Source organism: Paenibacillus tabacirhizosphaerae, assembly GCF_040812395.1.
In the GTDB taxonomy this organism is placed as follows: Bacteria; Bacillota; Bacilli; order Paenibacillales; family NBRC-103111; genus Paenibacillus_E.
This window is the reverse complement of record NZ_JBFNXH010000023.1, coordinates 46,341-65,292: the sequence shown is the minus strand read 5'-3', so window position 1 is coordinate 65,292 and position 18,952 is coordinate 46,341. Positions and strand designations below refer to the sequence as shown.

Annotated in this window: 19 protein-coding genes; all 19 read right to left on the bottom strand. The window is 47.9% G+C overall.

Annotation, left to right across the window (positions count from 1 at the left end; all coding sequences use genetic code 11):
• Positions 1 to 375 precede the first annotated feature (375 nt).
• Positions 376 to 1,872, bottom strand: a complete 1,497-nt coding sequence (lysS, locus tag ABRS97_RS25530) for a lysine--tRNA ligase (RefSeq protein ID WP_367818662.1) — start codon at positions 1,870 to 1,872, stop codon at positions 376 to 378.
• Between the two features lie 123 nt (positions 1,873 to 1,995).
• Positions 1,996 to 2,472, bottom strand: a complete 477-nt coding sequence (gene greA, locus ABRS97_RS25525) for a transcription elongation factor GreA (RefSeq protein ID WP_367818660.1) — start codon at positions 2,470 to 2,472, stop codon at positions 1,996 to 1,998.
• A 238-nt stretch (positions 2,473 to 2,710) separates the two neighbouring features.
• Positions 2,711 to 3,739, bottom strand: a complete 1,029-nt coding sequence (gene dusB, locus ABRS97_RS25520; RefSeq protein WP_367818658.1) for a tRNA dihydrouridine synthase DusB — start codon at positions 3,737 to 3,739, stop codon at positions 2,711 to 2,713.
• A 5-nt stretch (positions 3,740 to 3,744) separates the two neighbouring features.
• Entirely contained in the window at positions 3,745 to 3,957 is a 213-nt protein-coding gene (locus tag ABRS97_RS25515; protein ID WP_367818657.1) for a helix-turn-helix domain-containing protein, read from the bottom strand.
• Positions 3,939 to 4,454 (bottom strand): 2-amino-4-hydroxy-6-hydroxymethyldihydropteridine diphosphokinase, encoded by a 516-nt coding sequence (gene folK, locus ABRS97_RS25510; protein WP_367818655.1) that lies wholly within the window; start codon positions 4,452 to 4,454, stop codon positions 3,939 to 3,941. The genes ABRS97_RS25515 and folK overlap by 19 nt, the downstream gene beginning before the upstream one ends.
• Positions 4,455 to 4,820: a dihydroneopterin aldolase gene (gene folB / locus ABRS97_RS25505; protein WP_367818654.1), complete on the bottom strand. Its 366-nt coding sequence runs from the start codon at positions 4,818 to 4,820 to the stop codon at positions 4,455 to 4,457.
• Positions 4,821 to 4,844: 24 nt separating this feature from the next.
• Positions 4,845 to 5,663, bottom strand: a complete 819-nt coding sequence (gene folP, locus ABRS97_RS25500; protein ID WP_367818652.1) for a dihydropteroate synthase — start codon at positions 5,661 to 5,663, stop codon at positions 4,845 to 4,847.
• A gap of 30 nt (positions 5,664 to 5,693) precedes the next feature.
• Complete coding sequence (gene pabC, locus ABRS97_RS25495; RefSeq protein WP_367818651.1) at positions 5,694 to 6,551, bottom strand: aminodeoxychorismate lyase; 858 nt, start codon at positions 6,549 to 6,551, stop codon at positions 5,694 to 5,696.
• A 3-nt stretch (positions 6,552 to 6,554) separates the two neighbouring features.
• Positions 6,555 to 7,136, bottom strand: a complete 582-nt coding sequence (pabA, locus tag ABRS97_RS25490) for an aminodeoxychorismate/anthranilate synthase component II (protein ID WP_367818650.1) — start codon at positions 7,134 to 7,136, stop codon at positions 6,555 to 6,557.
• 37 nt (positions 7,137 to 7,173) lie between these two features.
• A complete protein-coding gene (locus ABRS97_RS25485; RefSeq protein WP_367818648.1) occupies positions 7,174 to 8,757 on the bottom strand; it encodes an anthranilate synthase component I family protein in 1,584 nt (527 codons plus the stop codon).
• A gap of 124 nt (positions 8,758 to 8,881) precedes the next feature.
• Entirely contained in the window at positions 8,882 to 9,823 is a 942-nt protein-coding gene (gene cysK, locus ABRS97_RS25480; RefSeq protein ID WP_367818646.1) for a cysteine synthase A, read from the bottom strand.
• 114 nt (positions 9,824 to 9,937) lie between these two features.
• A complete protein-coding gene (locus ABRS97_RS25475) occupies positions 9,938 to 10,888 on the bottom strand; it encodes a peptidylprolyl isomerase (protein WP_367818644.1) in 951 nt (316 codons plus the stop codon).
• A gap of 36 nt (positions 10,889 to 10,924) precedes the next feature.
• Positions 10,925 to 11,791: an Hsp33 family molecular chaperone HslO gene (hslO, locus tag ABRS97_RS25470; protein WP_367818642.1), complete on the bottom strand. Its 867-nt coding sequence runs from the start codon at positions 11,789 to 11,791 to the stop codon at positions 10,925 to 10,927.
• Positions 11,792 to 11,815: 24 nt separating this feature from the next.
• Complete coding sequence (locus tag ABRS97_RS25465; RefSeq protein WP_367818640.1) at positions 11,816 to 12,580, bottom strand: type III pantothenate kinase; 765 nt, start codon at positions 12,578 to 12,580, stop codon at positions 11,816 to 11,818.
• Complete coding sequence (gene nadC, locus ABRS97_RS25460; RefSeq protein ID WP_367818639.1) at positions 12,577 to 13,446, bottom strand: carboxylating nicotinate-nucleotide diphosphorylase; 870 nt, start codon at positions 13,444 to 13,446, stop codon at positions 12,577 to 12,579. The genes ABRS97_RS25465 and nadC overlap by 4 nt, the downstream gene beginning before the upstream one ends.
• A complete protein-coding gene (gene nadB / locus ABRS97_RS25455; protein ID WP_367818638.1) occupies positions 13,415 to 15,052 on the bottom strand; it encodes an L-aspartate oxidase in 1,638 nt (545 codons plus the stop codon). The genes nadC and nadB overlap by 32 nt, the downstream gene beginning before the upstream one ends.
• Positions 15,053 to 15,161: 109 nt before the next feature.
• Positions 15,162 to 16,100: a quinolinate synthase NadA gene (gene nadA / locus ABRS97_RS25450; protein ID WP_367818637.1), complete on the bottom strand. Its 939-nt coding sequence runs from the start codon at positions 16,098 to 16,100 to the stop codon at positions 15,162 to 15,164.
• 203 nt (positions 16,101 to 16,303) lie between these two features.
• On the bottom strand, positions 16,304 to 18,268 hold the full coding sequence (ftsH, locus tag ABRS97_RS25445; RefSeq protein WP_367818635.1) for an ATP-dependent zinc metalloprotease FtsH: 1,965 nt from the start codon (positions 18,266 to 18,268) through the stop codon (positions 16,304 to 16,306).
• Positions 18,269 to 18,364: 96 nt separating this feature from the next.
• Positions 18,365 to 18,904 (bottom strand): hypoxanthine phosphoribosyltransferase, encoded by a 540-nt coding sequence (gene hpt / locus ABRS97_RS25440; protein ID WP_367818633.1) that lies wholly within the window; start codon positions 18,902 to 18,904, stop codon positions 18,365 to 18,367.
• Between the last annotated feature and the right edge of the window lie 48 nt (positions 18,905 to 18,952).

Below are 18,952 nucleotides of genomic sequence, written 5' to 3'. Positions count from 1 at the left end.
TATTAGGCACGCCGCCAGCGTTCGTCCTGAGCCAGGATCAAACTCTCCAAAAAGGTAAACCTTATTGAAAGCTGAATAGCTCAATTGACTTGCTAGCGAGATTTGCATCTCTTTTTTTTGAACGATTGCTCGTTCGTGCTTCTTCACTCGTTGTTCAGTTTTCAAAGAACAATTTCCACTGATGTTCCCGCCCTCTTTCGAAGCCGGAAGACCAATATATCATACTAACATTTCTTTTGCAACTTGTTTTTCTTAAGTTACTTTCGCCTTCTTTTCAGCGGCGACTTTTATAAGATACCACAGACAGGACAAACAATGCAAGTATTATTTAAAAAAATATCGGGACACCTTTTGGCACCCCGACATATAAGGATTTTACTCGCTTTGACGTTCACGCATAGCGGGGAATAATAAGACGTCACGAATAGATGGAGCGTTCGTCAACAGCATTACCAAACGGTCAATACCGATGCCTAGGCCACCCGTTGGCGGCATGCCATATTCCAATGCGCGGATAAAGTCATCGTCCATCTCATGAGCTTCATCATTGCCTTGCTCTTTTTCACGAAGTTGCGCTTCAAAACGTTCCCTCTGATCAATTGGATCATTCAGCTCGGTGAATGCATTGGCATGCTCACGCGCAACAATGAAAAGCTCGAAACGATCCGTAAAGCGCGGATCTTCTGGATTTTTTTTGGCAAGAGGAGAAATTTCTAAAGGGTGTCCGTAAATGAAGGTTGGCTGAATCAACGTTTCTTCAACAAAGGTCTCAAAGAACTGATTCACGATATGACCGAAAGTCATATGCGGCTCTACAGCTACTTTATGTTCTTTTGCCAGACGATGAGCTTCTTCATTTGACATATGAACACTAAAGTCTACACCTTTAACTTCTTTAATCGCATCAACCATGGACACGCGTCTCCAGCCCACTGCTAGATTTACCTCATGCTCACCGTATTGAACCGTTGTTTTGCCAAGAACCTCTTGCGCAATATGCGCAACAAGCTCCTCTGTAAGTTTCATAATGTCCTTGTAATCGGCATAAGCCTCATACAGCTCGATCATCGTAAATTCAGGATTGTGACGCGTTGAAACACCCTCGTTACGGTACACGCGGCCAATCTCGTACACCTTCTCCAATCCACCCACAATAAGGCGTTTGAGGTGAAGTTCAATTGCGATACGCAAATACAGCTGCATATCCAGCGCATTGTGATGCGTGATAAATGGACGCGCGGACGCGCCGCCGGCAATTGCATGCAGGGTTGGTGTCTCTACTTCTAAGTAGCCCAAAGAATCCAAATAGCGGCGCATGGACTGGATGATGCGGGAGCGAAGAATAAATGTTTGCTGAACGTCCTGATTCGTGATCAAATCCACGTAACGTTGACGGTAACGCATTTCAACATCGCTAAGACCATGGAATTTATCCGGTAATGGGATTAACGATTTGGTCAAGACCTCAAGCGATTTCACCTTAATAGAAGTTTCGCCTGTTTTCGTTTTGAAAACGACACCGCGCACCCCTACCATATCGCCAAGATCTAGAATGTCAAAAGCTTGATATTTATTTTCATCTACGGAATCTGCGCGGACGTAAATTTGAATTTTACCCGAAATATCCTGAATGTGCGCAAAGCTAGCCTTCCCCATTACGCGTTTTTGCATAATACGGCCTGCGATCGAGACCTCAACTGGCTCTTCATCTAGTTCTTCCTTGGTTTTCGCCTCATAGCTATCCAAAATTTCTTTAGCGGTGTGCGTTCTTTCGTACTTGCTGCCAAACGGGTCTACGCCCAAAGCGCGTAGCTCGTCCAATTTATTGCGTCTAATTACGAGCAATTCATTTAATTCTAATTCCTGGCTCATGCTTTCATCTCCTAGGTATTATTTTATTATTAATCGAGCTCGTCCCTCTCCTCAAGTTTTTCGGGTTGAAAAACCGGAAAAAAGCTTCCGGAAGGAAGCTTTCCAAAGAGATGCGGCTGCACATTACTTTTTAATATCGATAATCTGATACTGTATGACGCCTGCAGGAACGATAACATCTACGTTTGTGCCCTTTTGCTTACCAAGAATTGCTTTGCCGACAGGGCTTTCATTGGAAATCTTATTCTGGAACGGATCAGACTCCGCCGTACCTACGATATTATATTCGACTAAGTCGCCAAACTCTAAATCTTTCAGTGTTACGATTGAACCTACGCTCACAGTATTGATATCCACATCATCGTTATTAATAATCCGCGCGTTGCGCAGCATTTTTTCGAGTGTAATAATTCTGCCTTCAATAAAGGCTTGTTCGTTCTTGGCATCTTCGTATTCGGAGTTCTCACTAATATCACCATAACCGATGGCAACTTTGATTCTTTCCGCAACTTCGCGGCGTTTCACCGATTTCAGATATTCAAGTTCATCCTCCAGCTTTTTCAAGCCTTCCTGTGTAAGAATGACTTCTTTTTCAGCCATTTCCAACTGATCTCCCGTCGTGTGAAAGATTTTCATATCGTTGAATCAATGCTTCTGCTAGGAGTTAGGTCGTTAAAAGAGCCGATTCAATAAGTATGAATTCACTATTAGTTAATATATTAGTCTGGCGCCTCAAGATGACACCGCTGTCGTTCACTATATGCGGGAACATACATTAATATTGACTGATTATATTGCAACCGTTTCAAAATGTCAATCTAAGCCAATGCTGGTTGTTTTAATGGAGTGCAGCGGATTCCGGAGCCTCAGCGGACTGAGATTGGGCATCCAAATTCTCGACATATTCATTCAAAACACGCACCATATCATCGCGCTTCACAAGCTCCATAATGACATCTTTAACCCGCGCCGAACCAACTAGCCCTTTGAGGTACCATGCCATATGCTTGCGCATTTCTTTCACTGCTACATGTTCGCCTTTCAAGTCAACGAGACGATCCATATGAAGGATGGCAATTCGCATCTTTTCCGCCGCTGTAGGTTCGGGAGGCAGCTCGCCGTTAGTCAAATATTGAACGGTCCGGTACAACATCCAAGGGTTGCCCAAAGCGCCACGACCTATCATAACACCATCCACACCTGTGTGGTCGATCATCCGTTTGGCATCCTCCGGCGTAACCACATCGCCATTGCCGATGACAGGAATCGACAGTGCTTGCTTCACATCGCGAATAATATCCCAATCCGCCTTGCCTGTGTACATCTGCTCGCGTGTGCGTCCGTGAACGCTTACCGCGCTGCCGCCGCCGCGTTCGACTGCCTTCGCATTTTCGATGGCGTAAATATGCTCGGAGTCCCAGCCGATTCGCATTTTGACCGTAACCGGCTTGCTGACCGCTGCAACGACTGTTGCGATCATTTCCTCGATTTTATCCGGCTGCAACAACCAGCGTGCGCCTGCGTCGCATTTGACGATTTTCGGCACAGGACAACCCATGTTGATATCAATGATATCTGCGTTCGTATGCTTGTCAACGACTTTGGCCGCTTCGACAAGCGTTTCGGTGTCGCCTCCGAAAATTTGCAGGCTAAGCGGTTTCTCCCGATCGTCTACATACAGCATATCCAGCGTACGCGAATTGCCATGAACGATAGCTTTATCGCTGACCATTTCTGCGCATACCAAACCAGTCCCGAATTCTTTGGCAATGAGCCTGAACGCAGGATTACAAACGCCAGCCATAGGAGCCAGCACAACTTTATTGGGCGCTTCGACATTTCCTATTTTAAGCCCAGAAGATTCCATTTCTATCACCTCGCGACCGCTGCTACCAATTCATCCGGTTCGATGTTTAGCACTTGCGATATTTTGTTAATGATTTTGCTATCCGGTTTACGCGTACCCCGTTCGATCGCGCCTAGGATGGCAATAGATACGCCGAGCATATCGGCCAATTCATTTTGCGTATATCCTTTTAATTTACGAAAAGCGCGGATGCGCTGGGCTACTGAGCTTTTTTCCATAAAACGACGCCTTCCTTTCCATCCAGTTTCTCCAATTGGGTGGAGATGAATTCAAAAGCAGCTTCCTGTCGATTGTAGAGAACCTCCGAGAGAGGAACTAACACAAAAGCCCGCTCATGCATTCGCGGATGCGGAATGATCAAGTCGGGGGTGGAAAGCTGTTGTTCACCATAAAGGAGCAAATCCAGGTCAATTGTTCTTGGACCCCAACGCAAATCGCGCGTTCTGCCCAAGCGTGTCTCGATAGCAAGCATCATGCTCAGCAATTCTTCTGCCGGCACAACTGTGACAACTTCTATGACCATATTGAGAAAAGCGGACTGATCCACGTAACCAACGGGCTCGGTTTCGTAGATGCTTGATACGGCTGTGACCGTAATCCCTGCTTGCTCATTAAGCGCAGTGATAGCCTGCTGTAAAAAGTGTTCGCGATTATCTAAGTTCGATCCTAACGCTACATATGCGGTTATGCCTTGTTCTCGTTCTTCCGCTGTCATTCATTTTGCCTGCTTTCGGTTAATCTCTACGGTAACGCCGTCGAAAATGACGGCGAAGGGCGGATGCGGCTTAATGACGCGAACCGTCACTTCATTGATACTAGTATAAGTATGCAGCAGCTCGGATGCAATGTTTTCTGCTAAGGCCTCAATTAATTTGAAGGTGCGGCCCTCGACAATGTCCTTAACCTTGAAAAAAACTTCCGCATAATTGATCGTATCGTCCAGGTGATCGGACTTCCCAGGCTTGTCGAGCGGAACCATGAGCTCTACATCGACGTAGAAGCGCTGACCCAACTGGTTTTCTTCCTGGAAAACACCGTGATGTCCAAAAAATTGCATCCGGGATAGTATGATTTTATCCATATCTAAAAACCTCCGTGGACTAGATTATGTGCGAATAATAGCGTCTGTCATAACGGCGACCCGCTTCATAGCTTGAATATCGTGGACTCTGACGATGCTGCAGCCTTGCGCGATACCAAGCGCCACTGTGGCCGCTGTTCCTTCCAGACGTTCATCTGATGAGAGCCCTCCGAGCGCGGTGCCGATCATGCTTTTGCGGGAAGTGCCCAGCAGCACGGGAAGTCCGATATCCGCTAAGGTGCGAAGGCGGTTCATGAGAAAGAGATTTTGTTCGTGCGACTTGGCAAATCCAATACCTGGATCAAGGATGATGTTCTCGATGCGAACCCCAGCTCGTCGCGCTTGATGAACGGATTCTTGTAAATCTGCAAGAACATCGGAGAGAAAATCAGTGTAGTTCGTGTCTGTACGGTTATGCGTGATAATGAACGGACAGTCGTATTGAGAGGCTACTTCCGCCATGCGGGTATCTGCTTTGCCGCCCCAGACATCGTTGATAATGTGCGCGCCGGCTTCCAGTGCCCGCTTGGCGACCCCTGCTTTGTAGGTGTCAATCGAGATGGGCACGTTGACTGCTGATCTCAGTGCTTCGATAACAGGAATCACGCGCCGAAGTTCTTCTTCCTCAGGCACTCGGGCAAAACCCGGGCGCGTAGACTCACCCCCGATATCAATGATATCCGCACCTTCGGCGACCATTTGACGCGCTCTTTGCACTGCGGTGTCAATGGAGACATACGAACCTCCATCCGAGAAGGAGTCCGGTGTCACGTTCAAAATACCCATGATGATCGTACGATCACCGATGGGTAGCTGATGTCCTCTACAGGATAACACTTTCATCTGTTGTCACTTCCTATTTGGTATAGCCATTCATTTATAAAGCTCGATAAGTTGACGAGTTGTAGGGCCTGCTGCGCCGGAACTTACTGGATATTTTTGTCCACTAGGTGTGTACAAGGTCGTAATAGGTACTATTTCCTGTATAGAATTCACAATAAATACCTCATCCGCTTCAAGGAGGTCCTCCCATGTATACATTCCATCTTGAGTAGGAATAAGATTGTTCTGAGCTAGGCGTAAGACATGAGCCCGGGTAATCCCAGGCAAGATGCCTGTATCCAGCGAAGGTGTGTAGCAGATGTTGTCTTTCACAAAAAAGAGGTTGCTGACGATCCCCTCAGCCAAATAACCGTCCTCAGTTAGCATCAGGCCTTCGGCTCCGGCTGCCCACTCATAGTTTTGCAATTCCCGCTTTGCCAGAATATTGTTCATGTAATGGAAAGATTTAAACCTGTATAGGCCTTCCGGTGTATTGCGCGGCAGCTTAAGAAGCTGCAGAGCCTTACCCTGCTTGTAGACGGATTCGTCTCTTGGCGGAAGTGGCTTGATGTACACAATCTCGGTTGGCTGATCATAGGCCCCGGATGGTAGTCCTAGTGCATCCACACCTGCGGATACGGAGTAGCGGATATAGGCATCGCTGAGCTTGTTGGCTTGAAGCAACTGAACGATTAGTTGCCGAACATATTCAAAGTTGCTCTCATACGAGATGCCGAGCTCCTTGCAGCCTTCCGCTAACCGTGTTAAATGTTCGGGGAGGAGAAATGGCTGTCCCTCATACGTACGGAACGTTTCAAACAACCCAAGCCCGTAAAGAAAGCCGTGATCATAAACCGAGACCACGGCTTTCTGTTCATCGTAAAAAGTACCATTGATGCTTATGATCATGAACTAAGCTCCCGCTTTTGCCGTACGGCGAAGGAAATTACGCAATATTTGATGACCGTGGTCCGTAATAATCGATTCTGGATGAAATTGAACTCCCTCAATCGGATATTCTTTATGTCTCAAGGCCATGATCTCGCCCTCAGCCGTGCGCGCGCTCACTTCCAAGCAATCCGGAAGCGTCTCTGCCTTCACGATTAAAGAATGGTATCGAGTCGCCGTAAACGGTGATTCAAGCCCCTCGAACAGCGTTTTTCCGTCATGGAAAATTTGCGAAGTTTTGCCATGCATCAATCGCTCTGCGCGAATGACGTCGCCGCCAAATGCTTGTCCAATGGATTGATGACCAAGACAGACACCGAAAATCGGGATGATGCCTTTGAAATGCTCAATGAGCGAAAGGCTGATACCCGCTTCATTCGGGGTACATGGCCCCGGAGAAATTAAAATATGATCCGGCTTCAGCGCTTCAACACCGGCCAAATCAATCTCGTCATTACGACGAACGATGACTTCTTCCCCGATCTCCCCCAAGTATTGTACGAGGTTGTACGTAAATGAATCATAATTGTCGATTACTAAAATCATGCTAAGCTCCCCTTTCGTCTCATCAGCCCTGGCGGGCTTAAGCTCGGCTCATGCTCCGCTCGCTAAATTCGATTGCTTTCCACATCGCCTTGGCTTTGTTCAAAGATTCCACATACTCTCGCTCCGGAACGGAGTCAATCACAATCCCGGCTCCCGCCTGAATATGACCCATTCCTTGAATCGCGACAAGTGTGCGTATAATAATATTAAATTCCATATTTCCATTATAGTCAATCCAACCCATGGACCCTGTATAAGGCCCACGACGAACAGGCTCCAGTTCTTCAATAATTTCCATGGTGCGAATCTTGGGAGCCCCAGTAATTGTGCCTCCCGGGAAGGTCGCTGCGATGACGTCGTAAGCGTCTCTGTCGTTGGCCAGCTCTCCGACGACTTCCGAGACGATATGCATCACGTGGGAATAGTACTCAATGACCATGAAGTCTTTGACTCGGACGGAGCCATATTTGGAAATGCGTCCGAGGTCGTTGCGCTCGAGGTCGACCAGCATGACGTGCTCAGCGCGCTCTTTTTCGTTGTCGATGAGTTCGCCGGCCAGGCGCAGATCATCCTGCTCGTCCTTGCCGCGCGGGCGCGTGCCCGCAATCGGCCGCGTCCGCAGGACGCCATCTTCGAGCTGCACCAGCAGCTCCGGCGAGCCGGAGACGAGGGCGAAGCCGTCGAATCGCAGCAAGCCCATGTACGGCGAGGGATTGACGGCGCGCAGCGCCTCGTAAATCTCCTCCGGCGACGTATGCAGCTTGCGGCTTTGCCGTACGGACAAGTTGACCTGGAACACGTCACCTTGGGCGATGTACGATTGGATGCGCTCCACCGCAGCCATATAGTCCGCTTTGCCAAAGGCGGGCTGGATGCCTTCGATCCGCTCTACATCAATGTGAAGCTGCTCGCGTGCCATAGCCCGGTGATCGCCGGGGTTGCCGCCAGCGTAGGAACCAGTATCTACACGGCTTCCCACGTTACGGATCGCATGCCAACGGCTCAACATGGCTTCTGCCCGCACGTGCGCTTGCTGATACAGCTGCTGCAAGCAGGCATCATCTAAAATCCGCTCTTCCGGGATAGGCATATGCACCGCAATATAGAGGCTCTTCTCGACGTGGTCAACCGTCCATATTTGATCATACATAGCAAAACTGTAATCCGGGATAGGAAGATCATCCGCTGCTCGTTCCGGTATTTTCTCAATCGTTCGGATGACATCATAGCTCCAATAGCCTACGCAGCCGCCAAGGAATTTGGGTATTCCCTCGACCTTTGGACTATGAAAAGGAGCCATCCACTGTTTGACGGCGTCGAGGGGGGCTCCCTGCACGCGAGTCACTTTCGGTTTACTCGTATTCTCAGATGAACGGACAGCCATCGTTGTAATTTCCGCTTCCCATGCCTTCCCGCTAATCTTCGAAATGGGTTGCAGGCCAAAGTACGTATATCTTCCGCCCTTTCCACTTTCTAATACGAATGAGTCGGGAGCCGCACTCTGCCATGCCCCCAGCCAAGAAGCGATACGGTCGTCAGCAAGACCTAGCTTGATAACGTAAGGCAACATGGTGTATTTGGAAGACCAACTGCGCCATTGCTCTAGAGTTGTAAGGATCATAGCAGTTCCTCCATTACTTCAAATATTCTTCCGTTTAGTTGTCCATTAGTATACTCCAACGGTTTCCAGAAAAAAAGCCCCCATCTGCAGTTGCAGTTGGAGGCTTCTACTTGTTGCAAATATTTTATTGCTCTTCGAATTGGTACAGTGGCGTGCTGAGGTAGCGCTCGCCATTACTTGGGAGAACAGCCACAACGCGTTTGCCTGCGCCTAGCTCTTTCGCTACTTTCAACGCTGCAAAAATCGCTGCCCCTGAGGAAATACCGCCAAGGATACCTTCTTCTTTGGCCACACGGCGGGAGGTTTCGAATGCATCATCGTTCTCGATCGTAATAATTTCATCATAGATGTTCGTATCCAAAATACTAGGTACGAAGCCCGCGCCAATACCTTGGATTTTGTGAGGACCTGGCTTACCGCCGGAAAGAACCGGGGAAGCAGAAGGCTCAACCGCGTAAATTTTAATTCCTGGGAAATTTTCTTTCAAAACGCTACCCGTACCTGTAATCGTTCCGCCAGTACCGATACCGGAAATGAAAGCATCTAATTTGCCATCGTGAGCTTTAATCGCTTCAACGATTTCCGGGCCTGTTGTTTCGCGATGAACTTTAACGTTCGCTTGGTTATTGAATTGTTGCGGGATGAAGTATGTTGGATTCTCTGCCTGAAGTTCCTCAGCGCGGCGAATTGCCCCCTTCATGCCTTCAGCTCCTGGCGTCAAAACCAGCTGTGCGCCATATGCGCGAAGCAGGTTGCGTCTTTCCAAGCTCATTGTTTCTGGCATAACCAGAATCGCTTTATATCCTTTTGCAGCTGCTACCATAGCCAATCCGATCCCTGTATTACCGCTAGTTGGCTCAACAATCGTATCGCCAGGCTTCAATTTACCTTCTTTTTCAGCAACTTCTACCATGGAGATAGCAATACGATCCTTTACGCTTGCACCCGGGTTTTGGTACTCGAGCTTCACGTATACTTCTGCACTGCCTTCAGGAACTACGCGGTTCAAACGAACCAGCGGCGTGTCACCAATCAAATCAGTAATGCTTTGCACTAATCTTGCCATGCTATTTCCCCTCCAGATTGTGAGTAAATGATGATTTCCGAGTTAACTAGTCGGCATTAATACTCTCATCTTATCAATGCGCTTACAGGTTGTCAACCACAAATTCACAGTCCTTCAGTGAAATTGTGGATCTATAATATTTACGCCCCACTTGGCGCGAATACTCGCTACATATTCTTTTAGGGGCGGCGCTTCTTGCAACGCAAGCTCTCTTCGCACATTTTCACGAATAAAAGCACGATCAGGATTCGTTTTCTCACGCCGGTTTTTCAGCTTCACAATGGCGAAGCCTTGCTCTACGCTTACCGGCTTACTCACTTCTCCGACTTTAAGCTGTTTGGCCGCATCCAGCACAGGAGCAGCGACAAAAGGATCATCGCCTTCAATCCAACCTAAATCACCGCCGGAGTTATTGGTTGCATCATCCAAGGAACGATCTCTAGCCAGGACTGCAAAATTTCCCCCCTTGGCCAGTTCCGCGAGTACTTTATTCGCTTGATCTTTCGTAGAAACGATAATTTGCTGAATATTGTACTCCGTCTCCTGCTTGAATTCATCCGGATGTGTTTTGATGTAATCATCTACCGTTGTATCGGTAATGACAATATTCCGGGTTGCGAGTTTCTCAAGCAGCAGCTTGTTGTTCACATCTTCTTTAATTTCTTCTTTCGACATTCCCAACTGATTCTTCATCGAAGCATAAAACTGATCTTCACTCTCATACCCTTGCTGCATTCGCTTCAATTCACGTTCTATTTCCGCATTTCCAATCGTTGTTCCCGTTTCATTGCCTTCCAGACGTATTGCTTCACGATCCAGTATTTGATTGAGCAGCTCTGACCCATAATGACGTTCCAGCGCCGTTTGAAGCTCTTGAATGGTTATCTCGCGATTTCCTATTTTGGCTACTACCCGCTCGTTGTCTTTCTCACCCTGCTGCTGCGGCTCAGGTGGATGCGTTGGTTCTGGTCGGTTCGTGGAACGGACGATCAACAAGGAAGTGAGCACAAGCATACATACAGCCATCAAGCTGATGATTCCCCACAGTCGCTTTACGTTCCGCATCCTAGCTCCCTCTTTACATCAATATTCCTGCTCGCTCTACAGGTCGATCATTCTTTGTAAATCTTCTCGATCGTACCGATATGCTTCATTACAGAAATGGCATACTACCTCGGCAAACCCGTCCTCGTCTCGAATCTCTGTCAACTCTGCCTTGCCCAAGGAAATCAAGGTCGTTTCTACCCGTTCACGGCTGCATTTGCAGCGGAACTCTACGTCCATGTGGTCCAAAATCTGAACAGAAGGCAGAACCGTTTGCAGAACTTCTTCCAGATTGAGTCCGCCGTCCAGCATGCTCGTAAACGAAGGAACTTGCGATAGCATACCCTCAATCTCGCTGATCTCCTCATCCGTTAAGCCGGGAAGCAGTTGAATGACAAATCCCCCTGCCGCCAAGATTGAATGATCGGTATTCACTAATACACCTAAAGCAACAGCGGATGGCGTTTGTTCCGACTTTGCGAAATAGTAGGTGAAATCCTCTGCCAATTCTCCAGAAATGATTGGAACACTGCCTTTATAGGGCTCTTTTAAACCCAGATCCTTCGTTATGTAAAGGAATCCATCCGTTCCTACGGCAGCTGAAACGTCCAGCTTGCCGCTCTCTTTCAACGGCGGATCAACGAGGGGGTTATCCACATAACCGCGAACCTCGCCTTTGGCATTGGCATCAACGACGATTTGGCCAATCGGGCCGTCGCCTTTGACTTGAATAATGAGATGCTCTTCACCCTTCAGCATGGCTCCCATCAGAAGCCCTGCCGCAACCGTTCTTCCTAAGGCTGCTGTCGCAGTAGGCGTCGTTTGGTGTCTACGGCTCAGTTCCTCCGTAATGGCTGTTGATTGAACAGCAAAGGCACGCACTCTGCCCTGAAGAGCGGTTCCTCTTATTAGATAATCCGTCATGATGATCCCTTTCTTCAAACCACGTTATGCATTTTTTTCATAAATCATTTGCAGACCTTGCAAGGTCAACAGCGGATTCACGATTTGAATCGTGCGAGACTCGCTGGAGATCAGCTCAGCCAAACCGCCAGTTGCGATAACCGTAGGATTGACTTTAAACTCTTCCTTCACCCGCTCAACGATGCCGTCCACCTGGCCTACATAACCAAAAATAATGCCAGCTTGCATCGCCGCTACCGTATTTCGACCCACCACGCTCTTCGGTTTGACCAATTCGATTCTCGGCAATTTAGCCGCCTTCTGATACAAAGCCTCCGTCGAAATGCCGATTCCCGGCGCAATGGCGCAGCCCACAAGTTGTTGGGAAGAATCAATGTAGTCATACGTAGTCGCTGTGCCAAAGTCGACAATAATGCAAGGAGCCCCGTACAGTTCAAGAGCGGCAACTGCATTGACGATACGGTCTGCTCCAACCTCTTTCGGATTGTCGACACGAATATTTAAACCGGTCTTAATACCGGGACCGACGACGAATGGCGTCCTTTTTAAATAGTGTAAGCAAAGGTTTTCCATTACATTCATAAGCGGAGGCACAACCGTAGAAATGATGACGCCTTCGACCTGATTAAAGGTGATTCCTGAGTGCTGGAACAAGCTGTGAAGCAGCATTCCGTATTCATCCACCGTAGCAGAACGATTCGTGCTAATCCGCCAATGATGAAGGAGCGTACGCTCTCGGTAAAGACCTAGCACAATGTTCGTATTGCCCACGTCCACAACAAGAATCATAACGCCGTCTCCTTCTGCTCATTCAGATCAAGACTAATATCCAGCGCAGAAACCGAATATGTAAGCCTTCCAACAGAAATAACATCAATCCCTGTTTCTGCCATTGGCTTAATGGTCTGTACCGTGACAGAACCAGAACCTTCTACTACAATATGCGGCGCTTTGCTTTTAATTATGGTTACGGCTTCTTTCATCTTCTCCGGTCGCATGTTGTCCAGCATGATGATATCTGCACCTGCCGACAGAGCTTCATGAAGCTGGTCAAAATTCTCTACTTCCACTTCAATCTTCATCGTATGAGGGATCTGCTGGCGAGCAGCCTTTACAGCTTGAGTAATACCGCCTGAGCCTTTGATATGGTTGTCCTTAATCATGACCGCGTCATAAAGGCCAAAGCGATGATTGTGGCCTCCGCCAACTCGCACCGCATATTTCTCCAACAACCTGTGTCCAGGAGTCGTTTTCCTCGTATCGACAAGTCGAGTAGGAAGGCCTTCCAAAGCTTCGACAAATTCTCGCGTTTTGGTCGCGATGCCCGACATACGCTGCATAAGATTAAGACTTAATCTCTCCCCTAATAAAATGCTTCGCGTACTCCCCTCGACTTCCGCTAGTATCGTCCCTTTCTTAACAGACGATCCTTCCGCTACTTTCGGTTCAAAACGAAGCGATGGGTCTACCACGGCGAATACTTCCTTAGCAATCGCCAATCCGCAAACAATTCCATCTTCTTTGACGTGGATAATCCCTTTGGAGGCATGGTCCAAAGGGATAGTAGTCAAGGTCGTCACATCGCCCGTGCCGATATCTTCTTCTAGCCAAAGCCGAATGTTCTTACGAATCAGCTCCATGTTCAATTCCAACATCTGAAATCCACTCCTCAACCCGATCTTCCCCGCGTTTAAATACGATGTGCTTCTTCCAATTGAGATCATCCCGTTCAGGGAAATCTTCTCGGTAGTGTGCACCGCGGCTTTCCTCACGCTGCAGCGCTGACATTGTCGTCAATAACGCACAGCTTAACAAATTAGCAAACTCGTAATCTTCCCGTTTGTTCATTTGCGTTTCGAATACAGGCAGTTGCCGTGATAATTCGATATAACCTTGTTGCAATCCCTGAGCGGAACGCTTGAATCCTGCGTATCGAAGCATGATCTTCTGCAGTTTCAATTTCTTTTCTACGACAGCTTGCTTCGGTAATTCGGTTCTAGATGTATCCGTCTTTATTACGGGATTCCCCGTAAGCGATGGTAACTCTTGTATGCGCTCAATGATTCTTCGACCAAAGACAATTGCTTCTGAGATCGAGTTGCTCGCTAATCGATTGGCCCCGTGAACACCTGTTGAAGAGACTTCCCCACAGGCGAAAAGCCGCTTCACTGCGGTCTCGCCATGCAGATCTGTCTTCACGCCACCCATCATATAATGTGCAGCAGGGGCTACTGGGATCCAATCGGTCGTCATATCCAATCCATAATTTAAACAATATTCATAAATCGTTGGAAAACGGTGTTTAATGAGCTCTTCGGTCTCATGCGTGATGTCCAGATAAACAAAAGTAGATTTGTTGTTTTCCATTTCATCCACAATCGCACGGGCAACCACATCCCTTGGCGCGAGCTCCAGTTGGGGATGGTAATTCTCCATGAAGCGTTCACCTTTAATGTTGCGCAGGTATGCACCCTCGCCGCGCACCGCTTCGGAGATCAGGAAGCGCGGAGCGCCAGGGTAACAGAGCGCCGTCGGGTGGAATTGGATGAATTCCACATCCTGAATGTGCGCACCGGCGCGGTAAGCAATAGCAATGCCATCGCCAGTAGCGATGTCAGGGTTGGTTGTGTAGCGGAACAACTGTCCCGCCCCGCCGGAGCAAAGAATCGTCGCGTTGCCGCGGACAAACACGCGCTGGCCATCCGGCTTCTGCACGAGGGCGCCGTAGCACTCGCCGTCCTGCGTGATCAGGTCGATCACAAAGTGATCGTCCCAGATCTCGATGTTCGGATCTAACTTCGTGCGCTCCGAAAGAGCCCGTACAATCTCGGCTCCTGTAGCATCGCCGTGTGCATGTAAAATACGGCGCTGACTATGAGCGCCTTCCTTGGTCAAAGCGAACTCCCCGTTCTCCAAATCGAACTTGGTACCCATTTCGATCAGATCCCGCACCCCGTCGGGCCCTTCATGTACGAGCACATCGACAGCCTCTGGCGAACACAGGCCCGCGCCAGCAATCAGCGTATCCTGCATATGATATTCCGGTGAATCTTCATCGGATATGACAGCAGCAATCCCCCCTTGAGCATAGCGAGTATTGCTGTCCAAAAGTGACTTTTTCGTAATCATCAACACTTTTTTGTTTTCACTCGCGCGAAGTGCCGTGAACAAGCCTGCAATCCCTGCGCCAATGACAATGACATCTGTATGTATATGAGGAATGGAATCTAAATCTACATCTATGAGGTATCTAGGTATCATGCCGCTTCACCTGTTCTCTACATAATTACCCCGCGAAGCAACGATAAGCACTTAAACTTATTCGTGTACCTGGCGGGGCAGTCTTCCACTATCAAGCGAGCTGCACATGCTATTTCACTTGCAGCATTCGTTCTAAGGATAATCTCGCTTTATCCGCTACATCTTCCGGGACATAAATTTCAGGCTGCATCGTTTCCAGGCATTTCACAATTTTCTTCAAATTGTTAACCTTCATATTCGGGCAGACCAAATATTTCGTTGCAAAATGGAATTGCTTGTCCGGACTGTCCAGACGCAATTGATATCCGGTTCCATCTTCCGTTCCGACAATAAATTCTTTGCAATCGGATTCTCTGCAGTATTTAATAATGGCCGTCGTGCTTCCAACGAAATCACCCAATTTGACAACTTCAGGGCGGCACTCTGGATGAACCACGAATTGCGCATTCGGATACTGGGCACGCATCTCTTCCACATCTTTAACAGTCAGCATATCATGCGTGTTACAGTAGCCTTCCCAGATGATTACTTTTTTGCTTGTGAATTTTGATACATAGTCACCCAAATTTTTATCCGGTACCCAGATAATCTCATCTGAATCAACGGAATTGATGACATTGATCGCATTAGCCGATGTGCAGCAAATGTCAGTTTCCGACTTCACGTCAGCGGAAGTGTTAATGTAGGCGACAACTTTCGCATTCGGATGCTGACGTTTCAAAGCCCGAAGGCCTTCCACATTGACCATATCGGCCATCGGGCAACCGGCACGCTCATCTGGAATAATGACTGTCTTGTTAGGGGCTAGGATCTTAGCGCTCTCTCCCATAAAATGCACCCCGCAGAATACAATCACATCTGCGTCAGTTTCAGCCGCCTTCTGCGCAAGCAGGAAGGAATCCCCCCGGAAATCGGCAACTTCTTGTACTTCATCTCGTTGATAATAATGAGCGAGAATAATGGCATTACGTTCTTTCTTCAATTTCAGCAGCCGCTCTTTAAGTTCGCGGTTCTGCTCCGCTTTTCTTTCCAATGCTAGAGCTTCCATGTTTAGTTCCTCCCCTATGTGGGACGTAAAAGTATACTGCAGTCTATCTAAATAGTAGTATGATCTAATCGGTCTCAAATTAGAGATTACAACTAATTTACACATTCCCGCATCCTCTGTCAATGCGCAAATCATCCCGAAAAACCAAGAAAATCCGGGTACACCTGACGTGTACACCGGATTTACGAGTTACCACCTACATGTTACTCTTCGGATTGATCCGAATTCGGATCTTTCTCTTTTTCTTTCTCTTTGTCGAACTCCAACTTGTTGCTTTCGCTCAATTGGCTTTGACTTTGAATGTTCACTTTGACTTCGTCGTCCTCAGTGCCAGCATTCAAGCTGCCTTTCTCAAGCAAGGCAATAATATCGTCTTTGTCGAGCGTTTCTTTCTCGAGCAACGTTTTCGCGATCAGATGAACCTTATCGGCATGCTCGGTCAGAATCTCGCGAGCTTTTTCATAACAGAAACGAGTCATATTCTGCATCTCTTGATCGATTTCGTAAGCGATCGCATCACTATAGTTCTGCTCATGCCCGATATCGCGACCTAAGAACACTTGACCTTGCGTGTTACCAAATTGCATCGGTCCAAGCTTGTCACTCATACCGAACTCCATAATCATTCGGCGAATGATGCCCGTTGCTTTACGGAAGTCATCATAAGCTCCGGTTCCGATTTCGCCAATGTACAGCTCCTCTGAAACACGTCCGCCTAAGAGACCCGTTACTTTATCCAGCAACTCTTTTTTCGTTTGAACAAGGCGATCTTCGCCCTCTTTTGGCAGCATCATCACGTAACCGCCAGCGCGTCCGCGCGGCACGATCGTGACTTTGTGCACCATATCCGCATTCTCGGCATAGTAGCCGATAATTGCGTGTCCGGCCTCATGATAAGCGACGATCCGTTTCTCACGATCACTGATGATACGGCTCTTCTTCTGCGTACCCACAATGACGCGGTCGAACGCTTCCTCGATCTCCGCCATGGAGATGTCTTTGCGATTGCGGCGAGCAGCGATCAAAGCAGCCTCATTCAACAGATTTTCCAGGTCTGCACCCGTAAATCCTGTTGTATAGCGGGACAGGGCATCCAGCTTCACGTCTTTCGCCAAAGGCTTGTTGCGTGCATGTACTTTCAGTACCGCTTCACGACCTTTCAGATCCGGACGGTCAACTGTAATTTGACGGTCAAAACGTCCTGGACGCAAGAGCGCAGGGTCAAGAATATCAGGGCGGTTCGTTGCAGCGACGATGATAATACCTTCGTTCGCGCCGAATCCATCCATTTCTACGAGCAATTGATTCAGCGTTTGTTCGCGCTCATCGTGTCCGCCGCCTAAACCGGCGCCGCGTTGACGACCAACGGCATCGATCTCATCGATAAAGATAATACAAGGCGAATTCTTCTTAGCATTCTCAAACAAGTCACGCACACGGGATGCGCCGACACCGACAAACATTTCCACGAAGTCAGAACCGGAGATACTGAAGAACGGCACGCCTGCTTCACCAGCGACGGCTCTAGCAAGGAGTGTTTTACCTGTTCCCGGAGGACCATTAAGCAGAACACCTTTTGGAATACGGGCACCAACTGCTGCGAATTTGCGCGGATCTTTGAGGAATTCAACAACCTCAACCAGTTCCTGCTTCTCTTCATCCGCACCGGCGACGTCTTCGAATGTGACGCGTTTTTTCTCTTCATTATATAAGCGGGCACGGCTCTTGCCGAAATTCATGACTTTACCGCCGCCACCTTGAGCTTGATTCAGCAAAAAGAAGAACAGGATAAAGATGATGACAAACGGGATAATCGAGGTGAGGAAGCTAATCCATACGCTATCTCTCTCCATCGTTTCGTACGCTTCTTGCGGCACTCCGTTTGCTTCAATGAGTTGAACCACCAAAGTTTCGTACGGTGCATGGGTTTCAAAGCTCTTTTTATCAGCACCGCTTGGCGGGCTAATATACTTACCTTTAATCAAATACGTATATCCATCGAATTTCAAAGTGACGGATTCTACATTTTTGTTAATAACCGCTTGGCGGAACTTATCGTAAGTGATTAGCTCCTTTTGTTCGTTTTGGGTACTAATAAAATGAACGATACCAACCGTAACCAAAAATATGAGCAAATAAAAACCGGTATTCCGGATAATCCGATTCATCCCGGGCCTCCTCTCGAACGGCACACTTTTATTATTTTACCATATCCCATTAAAGCACTACAACAATGCAGCGCGGCCAAGCTGTCGGGATGTGACTTAGCTAGAATAAACCTCTGGTTTCAATATGCCGATAAATGGAAGGTTCCGATATTTCTCTGCATAATCCAGACCATATCCGACAACGAATTCATCGGGAAGCACGTAACCTGCATAATCAGGCTCCAACTCCACCGTCCTGCGCGCCGGTTTATTGAATAACGCAACAACCGAAATCGACTTCGCATTGCGTCGTTCTAATACATCTATTAGATAACTCAGCGTCAAGCCGCTATCGATAATGTCCTCCACGATTAGAATGTGACGACCTTCCACCGGTACGTCGAGATCTTTGATAATCTTAACGACACCCGATGATTTCGTGGATTGACCATAGCTGGATACGGCCATGAAGTCGAGCTCCAATGGTACTTTGATCTGCTTCACAAGATCAGCCATAAAGATAAAAGCTCCCTTAAGCACACAGATGACCAGTGGATTCTTCCCTTCATAATCGCTGGAGATGCGCTCCCCTAATTCCTTGATTTTGTCTTGGATCTGCTCTTCGCTGTAAAGAACTTCTTGAATATCGCTGTACAAGGATGAACCTCCTAGTTTATATTATGAAACCTTATAAATTTGCATTCT